Source organism: Citrobacter sp. Cb028 (assembly GCF_030336705.1).
Classification (GTDB): domain Bacteria; phylum Pseudomonadota; class Gammaproteobacteria; order Enterobacterales; family Enterobacteriaceae; genus Citrobacter; species Citrobacter braakii.
The window spans coordinates 76012-93190 of the sequence record NZ_JAOWCZ010000027.1; the positions used below are offsets into that span (position 1 = coordinate 76012).

16 protein-coding genes are annotated in these 17179 nt (G+C 53.6%); 12 read left to right on the forward strand and 4 right to left on the reverse strand.

Annotated elements, in window-relative coordinates:
• Positions 1–205: 205 nt before the first annotated feature.
• Positions 206–1240 carry an L-rhamnose/proton symporter RhaT gene (rhaT, locus tag OGV75_RS04640; RefSeq protein WP_046276208.1) on the forward strand — a complete coding sequence of 345 codons (1035 nt, stop codon included), beginning with the start codon at positions 206–208 and terminating at the stop codon, positions 1238–1240.
• Here rhaT and rhaR read toward each other — a convergent pair.
• On the reverse strand, positions 1237–2085 hold the full coding sequence (rhaR, locus tag OGV75_RS04645; RefSeq protein WP_131380439.1) for an HTH-type transcriptional activator RhaR: 849 nt from the start codon (positions 2083–2085) through the stop codon (positions 1237–1239). The genes rhaT and rhaR overlap by 4 nt on opposite strands.
• A 105-nt stretch (positions 2086–2190) precedes the next feature.
• Positions 2191–3039: an HTH-type transcriptional activator RhaS gene (gene rhaS, locus OGV75_RS04650; RefSeq protein WP_016157890.1), complete on the reverse strand. Its 849-nt coding sequence runs from the start codon at positions 3037–3039 to the stop codon at positions 2191–2193.
• A 300-nt stretch (positions 3040–3339) separates the two neighbouring features.
• Between rhaS and rhaB the strand changes: the two genes are divergently transcribed.
• The 5 genes from rhaB to rhaM all read left to right on the forward strand — a co-directional run bounded on the left by rhaB (position 3340) and on the right by rhaM (position 8622).
• Positions 3340–4809: a rhamnulokinase gene (rhaB, locus tag OGV75_RS04655; protein ID WP_016155199.1), complete on the forward strand. Its 1470-nt coding sequence runs from the start codon at positions 3340–3342 to the stop codon at positions 4807–4809.
• Positions 4806–6065: an L-rhamnose isomerase gene (gene rhaA, locus OGV75_RS04660; RefSeq protein WP_016157888.1), complete on the forward strand. Its 1260-nt coding sequence runs from the start codon at positions 4806–4808 to the stop codon at positions 6063–6065. The genes rhaB and rhaA overlap by 4 nt, the downstream gene beginning before the upstream one ends.
• 143 nt (positions 6066–6208) lie before the next feature.
• Positions 6209–7036, forward strand: coding sequence for a rhamnulose-1-phosphate aldolase (gene rhaD, locus OGV75_RS04665; RefSeq protein WP_286480394.1), 828 nt, complete (start codon positions 6209–6211; stop codon positions 7034–7036).
• A gap of 126 nt (positions 7037–7162) precedes the next feature.
• Positions 7163–8311, forward strand: coding sequence for a lactaldehyde reductase (gene fucO, locus OGV75_RS04670; protein ID WP_094761757.1), 1149 nt, complete (start codon positions 7163–7165; stop codon positions 8309–8311).
• Positions 8308–8622, forward strand: coding sequence for an L-rhamnose mutarotase (gene rhaM / locus OGV75_RS04675; protein WP_047357771.1), 315 nt, complete (start codon positions 8308–8310; stop codon positions 8620–8622). The genes fucO and rhaM overlap by 4 nt, the downstream gene beginning before the upstream one ends.
• Before the next feature lie 292 nt (positions 8623–8914).
• Here rhaM and OGV75_RS04680 read toward each other — a convergent pair whose 3' ends face one another.
• Together OGV75_RS04680 and OGV75_RS04685 are read right to left on the reverse strand one after the other, a co-directional pair.
• Entirely contained in the window at positions 8915–10312 is a 1398-nt protein-coding gene (locus tag OGV75_RS04680; RefSeq protein WP_016157885.1) for a carbohydrate porin, read from the reverse strand.
• A gap of 336 nt (positions 10313–10648) precedes the next feature.
• Complete coding sequence (locus tag OGV75_RS04685; protein ID WP_016155192.1) at positions 10649–11197, reverse strand: helix-turn-helix domain-containing protein; 549 nt, start codon at positions 11195–11197, stop codon at positions 10649–10651.
• 101 nt (positions 11198–11298) lie between these two features.
• Between OGV75_RS04685 and OGV75_RS04690 the strand changes: the two genes are divergently transcribed.
• The 6 genes from OGV75_RS04690 to OGV75_RS04715 all read left to right on the forward strand — a co-directional run bounded on the left by OGV75_RS04690 (position 11299) and on the right by OGV75_RS04715 (position 17171).
• Positions 11299–11958: an AzlC family ABC transporter permease gene (locus tag OGV75_RS04690; RefSeq protein WP_016155191.1), complete on the forward strand. Its 660-nt coding sequence runs from the start codon at positions 11299–11301 to the stop codon at positions 11956–11958.
• Complete coding sequence (locus tag OGV75_RS04695) at positions 11958–12281, forward strand: AzlD domain-containing protein (RefSeq protein WP_016155190.1); 324 nt, start codon at positions 11958–11960, stop codon at positions 12279–12281. Before OGV75_RS04690 ends, OGV75_RS04695 begins: the two co-directional genes overlap by 1 nt.
• A gap of 182 nt (positions 12282–12463) precedes the next feature.
• The gene (locus OGV75_RS04700) at positions 12464–12910 is read left to right on the forward strand and encodes a PTS fructose transporter subunit IIA (protein WP_047497522.1); all 447 of its coding nucleotides are present in this window, start codon (positions 12464–12466) and stop codon (positions 12908–12910) included.
• 10 nt (positions 12911–12920) lie between these two features.
• A complete protein-coding gene (locus OGV75_RS04705) occupies positions 12921–14366 on the forward strand; it encodes a PTS fructose-like transporter subunit IIBC (protein ID WP_109017828.1) in 1446 nt (481 codons plus the stop codon).
• On the forward strand, positions 14356–15426 hold the full coding sequence (locus tag OGV75_RS04710) for an aminopeptidase (protein WP_286480395.1): 1071 nt from the start codon (positions 14356–14358) through the stop codon (positions 15424–15426). Before OGV75_RS04705 ends, OGV75_RS04710 begins: the two co-directional genes overlap by 11 nt.
• Positions 15426–17171, forward strand: a complete 1746-nt coding sequence (locus tag OGV75_RS04715) for a putative frv operon regulatory protein (RefSeq protein ID WP_286480396.1) — start codon at positions 15426–15428, stop codon at positions 17169–17171. Before OGV75_RS04710 ends, OGV75_RS04715 begins: the two co-directional genes overlap by 1 nt.
• Positions 17172–17179 lie beyond the last annotated feature (8 nt).

Consider the following 17179-nt stretch of genomic DNA (forward strand, 5'->3'; position numbering starts at 1 on the left):
TGATTATCAATGCCGTACTTTTTACAAGGTTTTGATGACTCAAGTCCATTGCTAAAGATGTGAGCCGAATCACCCACTTAACGTGATGATTGCCAACATGCGCCAAATGGCGGCAATCGTTAAAAGGTTAACTACCTGCATAATTTTTAAACTCGTTTGGTCGGAGGGGTAATTACCGACGATAAAAAATAACGAGGATTAAGTCATGAGTAACGCGATTACGATGGGTATCTTTTGGCATTTGATAGGCGCAGCCAGTGCCGCCTGTTTCTATGCCCCGTTCAAGCAAGTCAAACATTGGTCATGGGAAACGATGTGGTCGGTTGGCGGGATCGTCTCCTGGCTTATCCTCCCATGGACCATCAGCGCCATGTTACTTCCCGATTTCTGGGCCTACTTCAGCTCCTTTAGCCTCTCCACGCTGGCGCCGGTGTTTCTGTTCGGTGCGATGTGGGGGATTGGTAATATCAACTATGGCCTGACCATGCGCTATCTCGGTATGTCGATGGGCATCGGCATTGCGATTGGTATTACGCTGATTGTCGGCACGCTGATGACCCCGATTATTAACGGCAACTTTGATGTACTGATCAACACCTCTGGCGGACGCATGACGCTGCTTGGCGTGCTGGTCGCGCTGATTGGCGTGGGCATTGTTACCCGTGCGGGTCAGTTAAAAGAACGCAAAATGGGCATCAAAGCGGAAGAGTTCAATCTGAAAAAAGGGCTGGTTCTGGCGGTCATGTGCGGCATTTTCTCTGCCGGGATGTCATTTGCGATGAACGCTGCTAAACCAATGCACGATGCCGCCGCCGCGTTGGGCGTTGATCCGCTGTATGTCGCCCTGCCAAGCTATGTGGTTATCATGGGCGGTGGCGCGCTAGTCAACCTGGGTTTCTGCTTCATTCGTCTGGCAAAAGTGAAAAACTTGTCGATAAAAGCTGACTTCTCGTTAGCCAAACAGCTAATTATCACCAACGTGCTGCTCTCCGCACTTGGTGGCTTGATGTGGTATCTGCAATTCTTCTTCTACGCCTGGGGCCACGCTCGTATTCCGGCACAGTATGACTATGTAAGCTGGATGCTGCACATGAGCTTCTATGTTCTGTGCGGCGGAATTGTCGGACTGGTATTGAAAGAGTGGAAAAACGCGGGTCGCCGTCCGGTCAGCGTGCTAAGTCTTGGCTGCGTAGTGATCATTGTCGCGGCAAACATTGTTGGTCTGGGAATGGCCAGCTAATCATGTTGGGTACTGAGATGACGCCACTGGCTCGGCGTCATCCCGGTTTCGCGCGTGAATACCACCGAAAAGTAGTTACTATCCTCAAAGCCGCAGCGCATGGAAATCTCACTAATCATCAACCGACTATGCTTGAGCAGATACTGTGCATGGCACACCCGCACCTGGCGCTGATACTGGTTGATAGTCATCCCGGTCTGGCTGCGAAACTGCTGGCGCAAAACGCGTTCGCTGCACCGTTCACGCTCGCAAAACGTATCCAGTTCGAACGCATGCTCATGGCTACCGGCTAACGCGGTGATCAGTTTATCCAGCAGCGTTTCACTTGACGTCGCCGGGAGCGTATCCGTGGCATAACGATGACGTTTAAGGTGAGTTACCAGTTGACCAAACAGCAGCTCAGCCATGGTAAAGGCCTGCGCATCGCGCTGATTACTTTCATGCTCAAGCTGGCTTATCACCTGTCTGGCCTGGGTCATGCCAACGCTGCCGAGTCGCCAGTGCGGCTGCCTCGGCGTACCGTCAAATCCGGGGATCGCCCCTTGCCAGTCAACATTCAGCGTTAACCGCTCCGGGCAGTAGATGATATTTTGCAACACAAGGTCGTTAACAGAGGTGTAGGAGTGTTTATCTTCGGCGCGAATGTAAAACAGATCGCCACGGGTTATCCGGTACGGACGATCGTTAAGGACATGCAGACCATTGCCGCGCCAGACCAGAACCAGCTCGCAAAACTCGTGGGTATGCTCAGCAAAGACATCCTGCGGATAACGATCGGCCACGGCGACAGCCTGCTGCTCATGCGCAAAAAAGTCTGATTTCGAAAGAACCAGATGATTCGCCATCACATCACCTCAACCTGTACGCTTGCCGGATGCGCTGCGCTTATCCGGCATGAAAGGGTATGATTATCAGCAAACGGACGGTAAAAAACGTTGATAGCTTTCGCGTTACTGAAGGCTGCTTCCCGCTATAAGGTCACGCCCCTGACGAATATCGCGTGGCGACCACTCGAACTCACGGCGAAAAAGCGTCGAAAAGTGGTTACTGTCACCGAAACCGCAGAGATAAGCGATATCAGTCACGCTGTCATCACTGTGGCGGAGCAGATGTCGGGCTTTAATCAGTCGCAGACGGTTAAGGTAGCGCTGCGGCGTCAATCCTGTTTGCTGTTTAAGCTGGCGATGCAGAGTGCGTAAAGAGAGCGAAAACTTCTCGGCCAGCGCCTCCCAACACACCTCTTCGGCAAAGTTATCCTCCAGCCATGCCATCAAAAGGTTAAGCCGCGCATCGTTATCGGTCGCCGCTTCCATCAGGCTGCTTTTACGCAGCAGTACCAGCAACTGCATAAACAGGATCTCGCGATTTGCCGCCGTGGGCGTATCCATCTCCTCGCCGAGCGTCTCCATCTGCCCCACCAGGTGACGAACCTGCTGCAGTACGCCCTGGTTTACGCGCCAGTGGGAGGGATACTGCCCATTTTGTTCCTGAGGTAAAAGCTGATTCAGCCCGGCCAGAAATTGAAACGCATCCGGAGAGCGATACAACACATTAGTCAGACACAGATTGTCAGTATGTTCATATAAATGCCTGTCATGATCGCGGACGAAACACACCGTACCGCCGCTGATGGTATAAGGCTGTCCGTTGAACACATGGATCCCCGTTCCATGTTCGACCACCACAATTTCATGAAAATCATGATGATGTTCAGGAAACGCGGGCTGAGGAAGCCGCGGTTCAATAGCCACAGGCGCTTTACCTGTCGGAAAAAAATCCACGCAATGCAGTACGGTCATGACGGCTCCCCCTGATTAACGAATATGGCTGAATAGTAATTAAGGGTTCCTACCCTCACCTTAATTTTTTGACGCCAAAGTGCGTAAACACGGTTAATTCTTCAAGAAATGGCGGGAAAGATCGGGAAATGCGGAAGGCGTCACATCCGCCAAAATCCGCGCGATTAGTGGAAACTGTGAACAACATCACGTTCACCTTTGCCATGTTGCCAGCCGCTAATTGGGGCTGTCACTGTCAAGAAGGTACGCTTTATTCGGGGTTCTTAGACTGAGTGCAATAAAACTCAGAAGGACCTCGCCATGACTTTTCGCCATTGTGTCGCTGTCGATCTCGGCGCATCCAGTGGGCGCGTAATGCTCGCACGTTACGACAGTAAACACCGCACCCTGACGCTGCGTGAAATCCACCGCTTCGTTAACTGTCTGCAAAAAACGGACGGTTTTGACACCTGGGACATCGACAGCCTGGAAAACGATATTCGCCTTGGCCTGAAAAAAGTCTGTGATGAAGGCATTCGGATAGACAGCATTGGCATTGATACCTGGGGCGTGGATTACGTATTGATCGATAACGCCGGCCAACGTGTTGGTCTGCCGGTCTCTTACCGTGACAGCCGCACGACCGGCATTATGTCACAGGCGATGGCGCAGCCAGGTAAAGGTGAAATCTACCGCCGTAGCGGCATTCAGTTTCTGCCGTTTAACACCTTGTATCAGCTACGTGCGCTGGTTGAACAGCAGCCAGAACTGCTTGCGCAGGTGGCACATGCCCTGCTGATCCCCGACTACTTCAGCTTTCGCCTGACCGGCAAATTGAACTGGGAATACACCAACGCCACCACCACCCAGTTAGTCAATATCAACACCGACGACTGGGATGACACGCTGCTGGCGTGGACCGGGGCAGACAAAGCCTGGTTTGGTCGCCCGACGCATCCGGGGAACGTCATTGGTCACTGGATTTGCCCGCAGAAAAACCAAATTCCGGTTGTGGCCGTCGCCAGTCACGACACCGCCAGCGCGGTCATCGCTTCACCGCTGGCCGATAAAAATAGTGCGTATCTCTCTTCCGGTACCTGGTCGCTGATGGGCTTTGAGAGCAGAACGCCGTATACCAACGATGCGGCGCTGGCGGCGAACATCACCAACGAAGGGGGCGCGGAAGGGCGCTACCGCGTACTGAAAAACATCATGGGACTGTGGCTGCTCCAGCGCGTTTTAAAAGAGCGCCAGATTACCGACCTGCCAACGCTTATTGCCCAAACGCAAGCGCTGCCGGCCTGCCAATTCCTGATTAACCCGAACGATGATCGCTTTATCAACCCCGATGATATGAGCGCGGAAATTCAGGCGGCCTGTCGTGAATCGGGTCAACCCGTTCCCCAGCAAAACGCCGAACTGGCGCGCTGTATCTTCGACAGCCTGGCATTGCTATACGCTGACATTCTGCAAGAACTGGCACAACTGCGTGGTGCAGCATTTAGCCAACTGCACATCGTTGGCGGCGGCTGCCAGAACGCCCTGCTGAACCAGCTGTGCGCGGATGCCTGCGGTATTCGCGTGATGTCCGGGCCGATTGAGGCCTCCACGCTCGGCAATATTGGCATCCAGTTGATGACGCTGGACGAGCTTAACAACGTCGATGATTTCCGTCAGGTGGTGCGTGCCAACTACGACCTGACCACCTTCATTCCAAATCCTGAAAGTGAAATTGCCCGCTACCAGGCGCAGTTTCCATCACTACGACAGACAAAGGAGCTTTGCGCATGACCACTCAACTTGAACAAGCCTGGGAACTGGCAAAACTGCGTTTCGCCGCGGTAGGCATTGATGTCGAGGCGGCCTTACGCCAGCTCGATCGTCTGCCGGTCTCCATGCACTGCTGGCAAGGCGATGATGTCGCCGGTTTCGAGAATCCGGAAGGCTCGCTCACAGGCGGTATTCAGGCTACCGGCAACTATCCGGGCAAAGCGCGTAACGCCACCGAACTGCGCGCCGATCTGGAGCAGGCACTGAGCCTGATCCCGGGTCCAAAACGTCTGAATTTGCACGCGATCTATCTGGAATCTGAGACGCCGGTTGCCCGCGACCAAATCAAACCTGAACACTTTAAAAACTGGGTCGAGTGGGCGAAAGCAAACCAGTTAGGGCTGGATTTCAACCCATCCTGCTTCTCTCACCCGCTGAGCGCCGACGGCTTCACGCTGGCCCACGCCGATGACACCATTCGCCAGTTTTGGATTGACCACTGCAAAGCCAGCCGTCGCGTCTCAGCGTATTTTGGTGAGCAGTTGGGTACGCCGTCGGTGATGAATATCTGGATCCCGGATGGCATGAAAGACATTACCGTTGACCGGTTAGCGCCGCGCCAACGTCTGCTTGAAGCACTGGATGAAGTGATCAGCGAAAAACTCGACCCAGCGCACCATATCGACGCCGTCGAGAGCAAGCTGTTTGGCATCGGCGCCGAAAGCTACACCGTGGGCTCCAACGAGTTCTATATGGGTTACGCCACCAGCCGTCAGACCGCGCTGTGCCTGGATGCGGGTCACTTCCATCCGACTGAAGTGATTTCCGACAAAATCTCCGCCGCCATGCTGTACGTACCGCGTCTGCTGCTGCACGTCAGCCGTCCGGTGCGCTGGGACAGCGATCACGTGGTGCTGCTGGATGACGAAACACAGGCGATTGCCAGCGAGATCGTCCGCCACAACCTGTTTGACCGCGTACACATCGGCCTCGACTTCTTCGACGCCTCTATTAACCGCATCGCCGCGTGGGTTATCGGCACTCGCAATATGAAAAAAGCCCTGCTGCGCGCGCTGTTAGAACCGACCGAACAACTGCGTCAGCTTGAAGCCAGCGGCGACTACACCGCACGTCTGGCCTTGCTGGAAGAGCAAAAATCGCTGCCGTGGCAGGCCGTCTGGGAGATGTATTGCCAGCGTCACGACACGCCAGCAGGAAGCCAGTGGCTGGACAGCGTGCGCGCCTATGAGAAAGAGATTTTGAGCAAACGTAGCTAACCGTGACACCAGGCTTACAGGCCGGATAAGACGCCCTACGTCGCTATCAGGCAATGAATGAAAGACGATTGCCGGATGGATCTTCACTTATCCGGCTTACGTAAGACCCGATAACGATCGGGCAATCAACAGGATCACCGAATATGCAAAACATGACTAATTCCTGGTTCGTCCAGGGGATGATCAAAGCCACTTCCGACGCGTGGCTGAAAGGCTGGGACGAACGTAACGGCGGCAATCTGACGCTGCGTCTGGATGAGGCTGATATTGCGCCATTTAGCGCCGATTTCCACGAAAAACCGCGCTATATCGCGCTAAGTCAGCCAATGCCTTTGCTGGCTAACACGCCGTTTATCGTCACCGGTTCCGGTAAATTTTTCCGTAACGTTCAGCTCGATCCCGCGGCAAATTTGGGCGTGGTGAAAGTAGACAGCGACGGCGCGGGCTACCACATCCTCTGGGGCCTGACCCACGAAGCGGTGCCAACCTCCGAGTTGCCGGCTCACTTCCTCTCCCATTGCGAGCGTATTAAAGCGACGAACGGCAAAGACCGCGTGATCATGCACTGCCATGCTACCAACCTGATCGCCCTGACCTACGTGCTGGAAAACAACACCCCGCTGATTACCCGCAAACTGTGGGAAGGCAGCACCGAGTGTCTGGTGGTGTTCTCGGATGGCGTCGGCATTCTGCCGTGGATGGTGCCGGGTACGGATGAAATCGGCCAGGCAACCGCCGAGGAAATGCAGAAACACTCGCTGGTACTGTGGCCGTTCCACGGCGTGTTCGGCAGCGGTCCCTCCCTCGACGAAGCATTTGGCTTGATAGATACCGCAGAAAAATCCGCCGAAGTTTTAGTCAAAATCTATTCGATGGGCGGTATGAAGCAGACCATCACGCGTGAAGAGCTGGTAGCACTGGCTAAACGCTTTGGCGTGACTCCGCTGGCAAGTGCCGTAGAGCTGTACTGATACCTGCCAACTCAACGCCGGATGCGGCTTCGCTTTATCCGGCCTACATGACGATGCACGTTTCACCGTCGGCCCGATAAGCGTAATGCCATCGGGCACCAGGGATTTTTTTTAAGGAGAATAGTGATGAGCTTTATGTTGGCACTGCCAAAAATTAGCCTGCATGGCGCCGGCGCGATTGCCGATATGGTGAATCTCGTGGCGAATAAACAATGGGGCAAAGCACTGATCGTCACCGATGGTCAGCTGGTGAAGCTGGGCCTGCTGGATAGCCTGTTTGCCGCACTGGATGAACATCAAATGTCTTACCACCTGTTTGATGAGGTGTTCCCGAATCCGACAGAAGAGCTGGTACAGAAAGGTTTTACGGTATATCAGGGGGCAGAATGTGACTATATTATCGCCTTCGGCGGAGGCAGCCCGATCGATACCGCCAAAGCGGTGAAGATCCTGACCGCCAACCCTGGCCCTTCTACCGCTTACTCCGGCGTGGGCAAAGTGAAAAATGCGGGCGTGCCGCTGGTTGCCATCAATACCACTGCTGGTACAGCAGCAGAGATGACCAGCAACGCGGTCATTATCGACTCTGCCCGCAAGGTCAAAGAGGTGATCATCGACCCGAACATCATCCCGGATATCGCCGTGGATGACGCCAGCGTGATGCTGGAAATCCCAGCCTCCGTTACCGCCGCAACCGGCATGGACGCCCTGACTCACGCGGTGGAAGCCTATGTTTCCGTTGGCGCGCATCCGCTCACCGACGCCAACGCCCTGGAAGCAATTCGCCTGATCAACCTGTGGCTGCCGAAAGCGGTCGACGATGGTCATAACCTCGAGGCCCGTGAGCAAATGGCGTTTGGTCAGTATCTGGCGGGTATGGCATTCAACAGCGCAGGTCTGGGTCTGGTGCATGCGCTGGCACACCAGCCAGGCGCGACCCACAACCTGCCGCACGGCGTCTGCAATGCCATCCTGCTGCCGATCATCGAAAACTTTAACCGCCCGAACGCCGTGGCGCGTTTTGCCCGAGTGGCGCAGGCGATGGGAGTGGACACCCGCGGGATGAGCGACGAAGCGGCAAGCATGGAGGCCATCACCGCGATTCGTGCCCTGAGCAAGCGTGTAGGTATTCCGGCTGGTTTTAGTTCCCTTGGCGTGACGAAAGAGGATATTGAAGGCTGGCTGGATAAAGCGTTGGCCGATCCATGCGCGCCGTGTAACCCGCGCACTGCCAGCCGCGATGAGGTCCGCGAGCTGTATCTGGAGGCGTTATGATCCGCAAGGCCTTTGTGATGCAGGTGAATGCCGACGCGCACGTTGAGTATCAACGTCGGCACAATCCCATCTGGCCAGAACTGGAAGCGGTGCTGAAAGAGCACGGTGCCCATCACTACGCGATTTATCTCGATCAGGAACGCAACCTGCTGTTCGCCACCGTCGAGATTGAGTCAGAAGAGCGCTGGAACGCCATTGCCAGCACCGATGTTTGCCAGCGTTGGTGGAAGCATATGCGTGATGTAATGCCGGCAAACCCGGACAACAGTCCGGTCAGCGCTGAGCTAAAAGAAGTGTTTTATCTGCCTTAACCTCTCTGTTTCCTCCCCTGACGGGGGAGGAAACCTTTTTCTCCCGTCAGCAGCATTGCGTTCGTTTTGTCATCCACGCCTTTTCCCCACAACCCGGCACCTGCTCAGGCATACCGATGCTGAAAGTCTCCGGGCGTCACCAAACTGGAAGACGGGACGGCATTTAACTACTCGTGTAGCTACAACCGCGCCGACAAATTCAAAATCAAAAATAACTTGGTGGGGAAATAAAAGCCTGATGACCAGGCTCTAAGAAAAAAGCGCCTGAATCCAGGCGCCTGAGAACGGAAAATCAGAAGAAGTATTTGAAACGGAGACGCGCGCCGTAACGGTCGTCGTCGTCGGTATAATTCTCCGGATTGCTGTTATCGCTGTTAATCATCGAATAATAAGCGCCGAGATAAATATTAAAGTTCTGCATATCCATCACGTTCGGAATTAAATAAGACGCGTGAATGGTATGAATATCGTAAGTGCCCTCATTGTAGAACCAGTCATTATCATCGTGATCGATCAGACCGTTAAATTCGTCGATCTTGTTATGAGCATAGATATAGCCCAGTTCAAAGCGCTTCCACAGAGCGTTGGCCGCCGCCGTAAAATCTTTTTCGTTATCCGCATCGAGATAAGCGGTGTTCAGGTTAAACACCAGGCCATTTTCCGGATCGGCTTTCAGACCGTTCCAGGTCATCGTCATACCGTAACCGGTACGATCGGACTGATCGACAAAGTTGCCCTGAGCATCGGTATATCCATAGGCGTTATTGATAACGTTCGATTCCATGGCCGCAGAAATCGTCAGCGCATCCACCGGTGTCCAGGCGACGACCGGGCGCAGATAAGCCACGTTTTTCTCCTGCGACATTTCACGACCATGATAGCGGCTATCCTGATAAAGCGAGGTACCATCTTCCAGCAGGGTATTTAACTCGAAATACCAGTTATCGAGCTGTTTGCTCATCAGGAAGCTGCCGCCGGAATCTGAACGGCCACGACCTTCTTTCATCATGTAGATATAGCCGCTACCGTCATCATACAAATCGTTGGCGGTATGCCCTGAATGCTCAACAAAGGTATCCTGATTCAGCGGGAACATATCGTAAGCTTCGAAACGACCGACTTTTACTTTCCAGTCATTTTCCTGACCGAAGAAGAAAGCGGCGTCATCAAGATTGACCGAACCCGTCATGTCAGCCAGCGGTTGCGCTGAGAAACCGGCGAAATAGCCGTTATCCAGCTTACGCATACCGTCAAAGCCCAGCAGGATGCGTCCGTTCAGATCCCAGCGTTCATTGGTTGGGTCGCCCACATTCGAATTGGTTGCCGCCAGCACGCCTTTGTTGCTTTCCGCATCCATGTTGAATTCCACGTCGCCGTAGATTTTCAGATCGCCATAGCCGGAGAGCACCAGGTTAGGGGTGGTGGCGTTCTTTTTGGTCTCTTGTGCGGGCGTAGTGCCGTTGACTGGCGTATTCCCCTGAGCAACTTTAATTTCCTGGATCTCCGCAGCCTGCTGTACCTGCAATTGCTGCACCTGATTTTCCGCTTTTGCCGCGCGGTTTTCCGCAGCTTCCAGCCGAGCCTCCAGTTGTTCGAGCCGCTGTTCCAGAGTCATTTTTTGCGTTTTAGCAAAGCCATTATTTGCCACTAATAATAGACCTATTGCTAAAGCTAACGTCGATTTCTTCATTATTTGCTTTCCTTGAAATAAAGATCGTCCAACGTCTTCCGACCGGAAGACGCGCAACATGCAAATCCAAAAAATATTTTTATAGGTAATACGATACCGATGACTGAAATAAATTCAGAACATTAAAACGTGGCACCAGTGCAGGCTAATATTTATTATCATACTGATTTTATTATGTGTAACGTAGATATAATTAAGAATGTGAGGGATATAACAATAGTGCTGAAATTAACGAAAAATAATAAAAACAATTTTATATGAATAACAATAAAATATAATTAAAAATAATAAAGGCGCGAACGACAATCGCCGCGCCTTTATTTAATAAGCGTTCAATTAACTCTGCTCAGAAACCAGAATCGCCTGAGTGTCAGGCTCCAGTGCTTTAAAGATATGCGCTTGATCGGCGGGGTAACAAATATAATCGCCCTCACCTAACTCCTCCGGCGCTTCCGTCAATCCCACCATCGCCTTACCCTGCGTTACGATAATATGTTCAACCGATCCCGGTGGATGCGGTTGTGAAATACGATCCGCGCCCGGCTGCGTCAGCAGCAGATAGATATCCCGCCGCGCACCCGGTGGGCAGGCGGCCAGTAAAATGGCCTGATAGTGGGCCTGCTCAGCCACGACTTTTGTCCCTTCGCCGCGGCGAATCACCTGCGTTTTTTGCTCCTGCGGTTCCAGCAAGCGCGCAAAGGGAATATCTAACGCCACACACAGCGACCAGAGCGTTTCCAGGCTAGGATTTCCATTGCCCGCTTCCAATTGCGAGAGTGTCGATTTTGCAATCCCCGCGCGACGGGCAATCTCCGCCAGCGACAAACCAGTGCGCTGACGTTCACGCACCAGACTTTTCGCGATCATACTGATGGGCTGGGTCATTCACGACTCCATGTTTTTTATATCGAACGAATTGTTCGACTTGTAAAGCCAATTGGTCGCGTTCATTATAATGGAAACTCGTTCGATATGGCTAAAACGGTATGAAACATTATTTTTCCAGTCTCAAAGGCGACACGATAAAAGCAATATTTTTAGTCTGTCTGGCCGTCGGTGTAGTCGGCATGTCATACGGCTCTCTGGCGATGGCCTACGGCTTCCCGCTGTGGGTACCGTTTGTACTCTCTATTACTGTGCTGGCGGGCGCGTCCGAGTTTATGTTTATCGGCATTATCGCCAGCGGTGGTAATCCACTGGCGGCTGCGGCTGCCGGTTTACTGGTTAACGCCCGACATGTGCCGTTCGGCGTCACCGTGCGCGATCTGGTAGGCACCCGGGCTGCCAGTTTCCTCGGCTGTCATATTATGAACGACGAAAGCGTGGTCTTTGGCCTGTCGCAAAAAACGCCTGAGCAACGTAAAGCCGCCTACTGGCTGTGCGGTCTGGGCGTCGCAATTTTCTGGCCTGTTGGCACCCTGATCGGCGCAGGCGTCGGCAAACTGCTCCCTGCCCCGGAAACCATCGGTCTGGATGCCGTCTTCCCTGCCATTCTGCTGGCTCTGGTCGTCCCGGCATTCAAAAACCGCACTACGCTGATTCGTGCCTGTAGCGGCGCCACGTTGTCGCTTGCCGCCATTCCCTTTGCGCCGGTCGGTTTACCGGTTTTGCTCTCACTCTTTGGCTTACTGACGAGGAAAAAATAATGGGCAACATGACGCTGTTTATCGTCGGTATCGCCATGTTATCTCTGGGAACGTATTTAATGCGTTTAGGGGGAGCCAAGCTTGGAAGCCGTTTAGCGTTCTCAGAACGCTCGCAGGCGCTGCTTTCCGACGCCGCAACGGTATTACTGTTCTCCGTTGCGCTGGCGACCACCTTTTACGAGGGCGAACACTTTGCCGGAATGGCGCGCGTACTCGGCGTGGCTTTTGCGGTATTTCTCGCCTGGCGTAAGATGCCGCTGATCGTGGTGATCGTTGCCGCTGCGGTGGTAACCGCGCTGTTACGAATGGTGGGTATACACTAAGAATATAATTACCCTGGCGAAATATTCATCAGGGTAATCACCTGTAGCGTTATGTGTTTTACCCCACAAAACCAGGCGCTAACTCTGCCTCAAATTGTCACTTCCCGCTGACATATTGCTGCTCATCTCTTCACCATCTCACCGTTAAAATCAAATCAAACAGTTTTTAACGGAGTCCCATCATGACAGCCCTTACAGCTAACTGCATTGACCTGAATATTCAGGGGAATAGCGTTTATGCCATCCTCAAGCAACTGGCGAATATGGCGCTTCAAAATGGCTACGTCTCTGACCGCAGCGCCTTCCTGCAAACGCTGCTGATACGCGAAAAGCTGCATTCCACCGGCTTTGGTTCGGGCATTGCCGTCCCACACGGTAAAAGCGCCTGTATCACACGCCCCTTCGTCTTGTTCGCGCGCAAATCAAAAAAAGTGGACTGGAAAGCCAGCGACGGCGAGGACGTTAACTGCTGGATCTGCCTCGGCGTGCCACAAACGGGCGAGGACGATCAGGTCAAAATTATCGGCACCCTGTGCCGCAAAATTATCCATCAAGATTTCATCAACCAACTGAAGCAAGGCGACACCAACCAGGTGCTCGCCCTGCTCAATCAGACCTTAACCTCATAAGGAAGCGGCTATGGAGTCATCCTTGCGTTTAGTGGCGATTACCAACTGTCCGGCGGGTATCGCCCACACTTATATGGTGGCAGAAGCGCTGGAGCAAAAAGCGCGCTCGCTCGGCCATACGATTAAAGTCGAAACCCAGGGCTCAAGCGGCGTCGAAAACCGACTGACCAGTGAAGAAATTGCCGCTGCCGATTACGTTATTCTGGCTACAGGTCGCGGCCTGAGCGGTGAAGACCGGGGGCGTTTCGCCGGGAAAAAAGTCTATGAAATAGCCATTTCCCAGGCGCTGAAAAATATCGACCTGATTTTTACGCAGTTACCGACTCATTCACAACTTTTTGCCACTGATAGCAGCGTGAAGCTGGGAAAACAGGAGGTCCAGCACGGTAGCGTGATGAGCCACCTGATGGCTGGCGTTTCCGCCGCGCTGCCGTTTGTTATTGGCGGCGGTATTCTGGTTGCCATCGCTAATATGCTGGTACAGTTCGGTTTGCCCTATGCCGATATGTCGAAAGGTGCGCCATCGTTCACCTGGGTTGTTGAATCCATCGGCTATCTGGGCTTCACCTTTATGATCCCCATAATGGGGGCATACATCGCGTGGTCGATTGCCGATAAGCCCGCTTTTGCCCCGGCGTTTCTGGTGTGTTACCTGGCGAACGATAAAGGTCTTCTCGGCACCCAGTCCGGCGCGGGGTTTCTCGGCGCGGTCGTACTCGGGCTGGCAATTGGCTACTTTGTGCTTTGGTTTCGCAAGGTTCGGCTCGGCAAAGCGTTGCAGCCGCTGCTCGGCTCCATGCTGATCCCGTTTGTCACTTTGCTGGTGTTTGGCGTACTGACTTATTACGTCATCGGCCCGGTGATGTCCGACATCATGGGGGGGCTGCTGCACTTCCTGAACACCATTCCGCCATCAATGAAAATGGGCGCAGCCTTCCTCGTTGGCGCAATGCTGGCATTTGATATGGGCGGGCCAATCAATAAAACGGCCTGGTTCTTCTGCTTCTCACTGCTGGAAAAACATATCTATGACTGGTACGCCATCGTCGGCGTGGTGGCGCTGATGCCGCCCGTCGCGGCAGGTATCGCTACATATTTAGCGCCGAAACTGTTTACCCAGCAGGAGAAGGCCGCCGCCAGCAGTGCGATTGTGGTGGGTGCCACCGTCGCCACCGAACCGGCAATCCCCTATGCGCTGGCCGCGCCGCTGCCGATGATTACCGCCAATACGCTCTCCGGTGGTATTACCGGCATGCTGGTCATCGCCTTTGGAATCAAACGTCTCGCGCCGGGTTTAGGTATCTTTGATCCGCTGATTGGCCTGATGTCTCCGGTGGGGGCATTTTACCTGGTGCTGGCTATCGGTCTGGCGCTGAACATTTCGTTAATTATCATCCTGAAAGGATTGTGGCTGAAACGTAAAGCCGCACAGCAGGAGCTTGCCCATGAACATTGAGTTACTTCAGCAGTTATGCGAAGCCAGCGCCGTCAGCGGTGATGAGCAGGAAGTTCGCACTCTTCTCATTAATGCACTGGATTCCAGCGTCGATGAAATCACTTTTGACGGCCTCGGCAGCTTTGTCGCACGCAAGGGCAACCGTGGGCCGAAGGTTGCCATCGTCGGTCACATGGATGAAGTGGGCTTTATGGTCACGCATATCGACGAAAGCGGCTTTTTGCGCTTCACCACCATTGGCGGTTGGTGGAGCCAGTCGATGCTGAACCACCGGGTCGCCATCCGCACCCGAAAGGGCGTTAAAATCCCTGGCATAATCGGCTCCGTGGCACCGCACGCCTTAACGGAAAAGCAGAAACAACAACCTCTGACATTTGACGAAATATTCATCGATATTGGTGCCAACAGCCGCGAAGAAGTAGAAAACCGCGGAATTGCGATCGGTGATTTCGTTAGCCCGGAAGCCAATTTCGCTCGCTGGGGCGAAGATAAGATCGTCGGCAAAGCGCTGGATAATCGTGTCGGCTGCGCCCTGATGGCCGAGCTTTTACAAACCGTGGATAACCCTGAAATTACCCTGTACGGCGTGGGCAGCGTGGAAGAAGAAGTGGGTCTACGCGGGGCGCAAACCTCAGCGGAGCATATCAAGCCCGATGTGGTGATCGTGCTGGATACTGCGGTTGCGGGCGATGTGCCCGGAATCGACGGCATTAAATACCCACTCAAGCTTGGCGAGGGCCCAGGGCTGATGCTGTTCGATAAGCGCTATTTCCCTAATCAGCAGTTGGTTGCCACATTAAAAGCGTGTGCAGAAAGCAGCGGTGCGTCATTGCAGTTTTGCACCATGAAAACCGGGGCGACGGACGGTGGACGCTATAACGTTATGGGCGGCGGTCGTCCGGTGGCGGCGCTATGCCTGCCGACTCGCTATCTCCACGCCAACAGCGGCATGATTTGCGCATCGGATTACGACGCGCTGTTTACGCTGGTGCACGAACTGCTCACCTCGCTGTCGACCGAAAAGGTCCGCGCGTTTACTGACTTTCGCCGGGAGAGTTAATGCTTTCGGAACGCCAGTTAAAATTGGTGGATCTTCTTGAACAGCAGCCGTGTTTGCTGGGCGACCTGGCGCGGCAAACTGGCGTTTCAGGCAGAACCATCCTGCGCGATATTGACTACCTCAATTTTACCCTCAGCGGTAAGGCCCGCATTCAGCCCGGTGGCAGTGCGGGCTATCAGTTGGAAATTGTCGACAGACGCGGTTATTTTCAGCTTCTGCAACGCCATGATAATGATGACCGGTTGCTGGCCTTTCTTCTGCTCAATACCTTTACACCGCGTGTACAGCTGGCTTCGGCGCTCAATTTACCTGAAACCTGGGTGGCCGATCGTCTCCCACGGTTGAAGCAGCGCTATGAGCGGGCCTTTTGTCTTGCCAGCCGCCCGGGCGTCGGTCATTTCATTGATGAACCAGAAGAAAAGCGCATTATCCTGTTGGCGAATCTGCTTAAAAAAGATCCCCTCTTAATTCCACTGCCGGGTATTACCCGGGACAACATCGACAGGCTCAATGCAGCATGTGAAAAACTTAATGAATTCCCGCTCATCTCGGGAGAGTACCTGGCAAGTCTGGTGCTGGCCGTCTATGCCCTGCGTAACCAGCTCTCCGGATCATGGCCGGAGTGTCGGTATGTTTCACTGAAAAATGCGGTGGAACAAGGAGGAGTCTACCTGGGCGAGAACGCCTTCAGAACACTGATCGGCCTTCTGGAAATCAGACAACGGCAGGCAATGACAATCTCTGCCGATGCGGTGACCTTGTTGTTAAAAAGCGTTCCCGGCATCGCTGCGTTGCACGTTATCGATACCCAACTGGTTGATAATATTACCGGCCACCTGCTGAGATGCGTCTCTGCCCCGGTTTGGGTACCGGAACATCGCCAGAGTAGTATGCACAACCTGAAGTCGACCTGGCCTGCCGCCTTCGATTTGAGTCTGCGTTTTATTGCCCTGTTGCGTGAAAAACTGGATATCCCACTGTTCGATAGCGACCTCATCGGGCTTTACTTCGCCTGCGCACTGGAGCGCCATCAAAACGAGCGCCAGCCGGTCATTTTGTTATCCGACCAGAATGCTATCGCCACCATCAACCAACAGGCCATTGAGCGAGATGTTCTGAATTGTCGGGTGATCATTGCGCGAAATACGAGTGAAGTCAGCGCCATCAGTGAAGAAATCACCCCACTGTTAATCATCAACAATAGTCACTATTTACTTGATGAATCTATAAAAAATACCTTAACTATCAAGAACATCATCACCGCTGCAGGTACCGAGCAGATTAAACACTTCCTCGCAACGGCCTTTATCCGCCAGCAGCCCGAACGTTTCTTTTTACAGCCGGGCAGCTTCCATTACGCCAATATGAAGGCCGAAAGCTGGCAGAGTATCATCGGCCGGATCTGCGGCCAGCTTGTGGCACAGAGCCATATCACCGAGGACGAAGCGCTGCGCATTTGCGCCCGGGAGCATGAAGGTGAAAACCTGATCGTGAATCGCCTGGCGATTCCTCATTGCTGGAGCGAACAGGAGCGCCGCTTTCGTGGTTTCTTTATTACCCTCGCACACCCTATTCTGGTGAATAACGAACCGGTCAGCCATGTCCTGATCGCCTGTGCCGCCGCCGAGGCGCGGCATGAGCTAAAAATCTTCAGTTATTTATCCAGCGTGCTGAGCAGCCATCCGGCAGAAACTATTGCGGGATTGAAAGACTATAACGCGTTTATCGCATTGCTCAGGCAGTGAATGCCGGA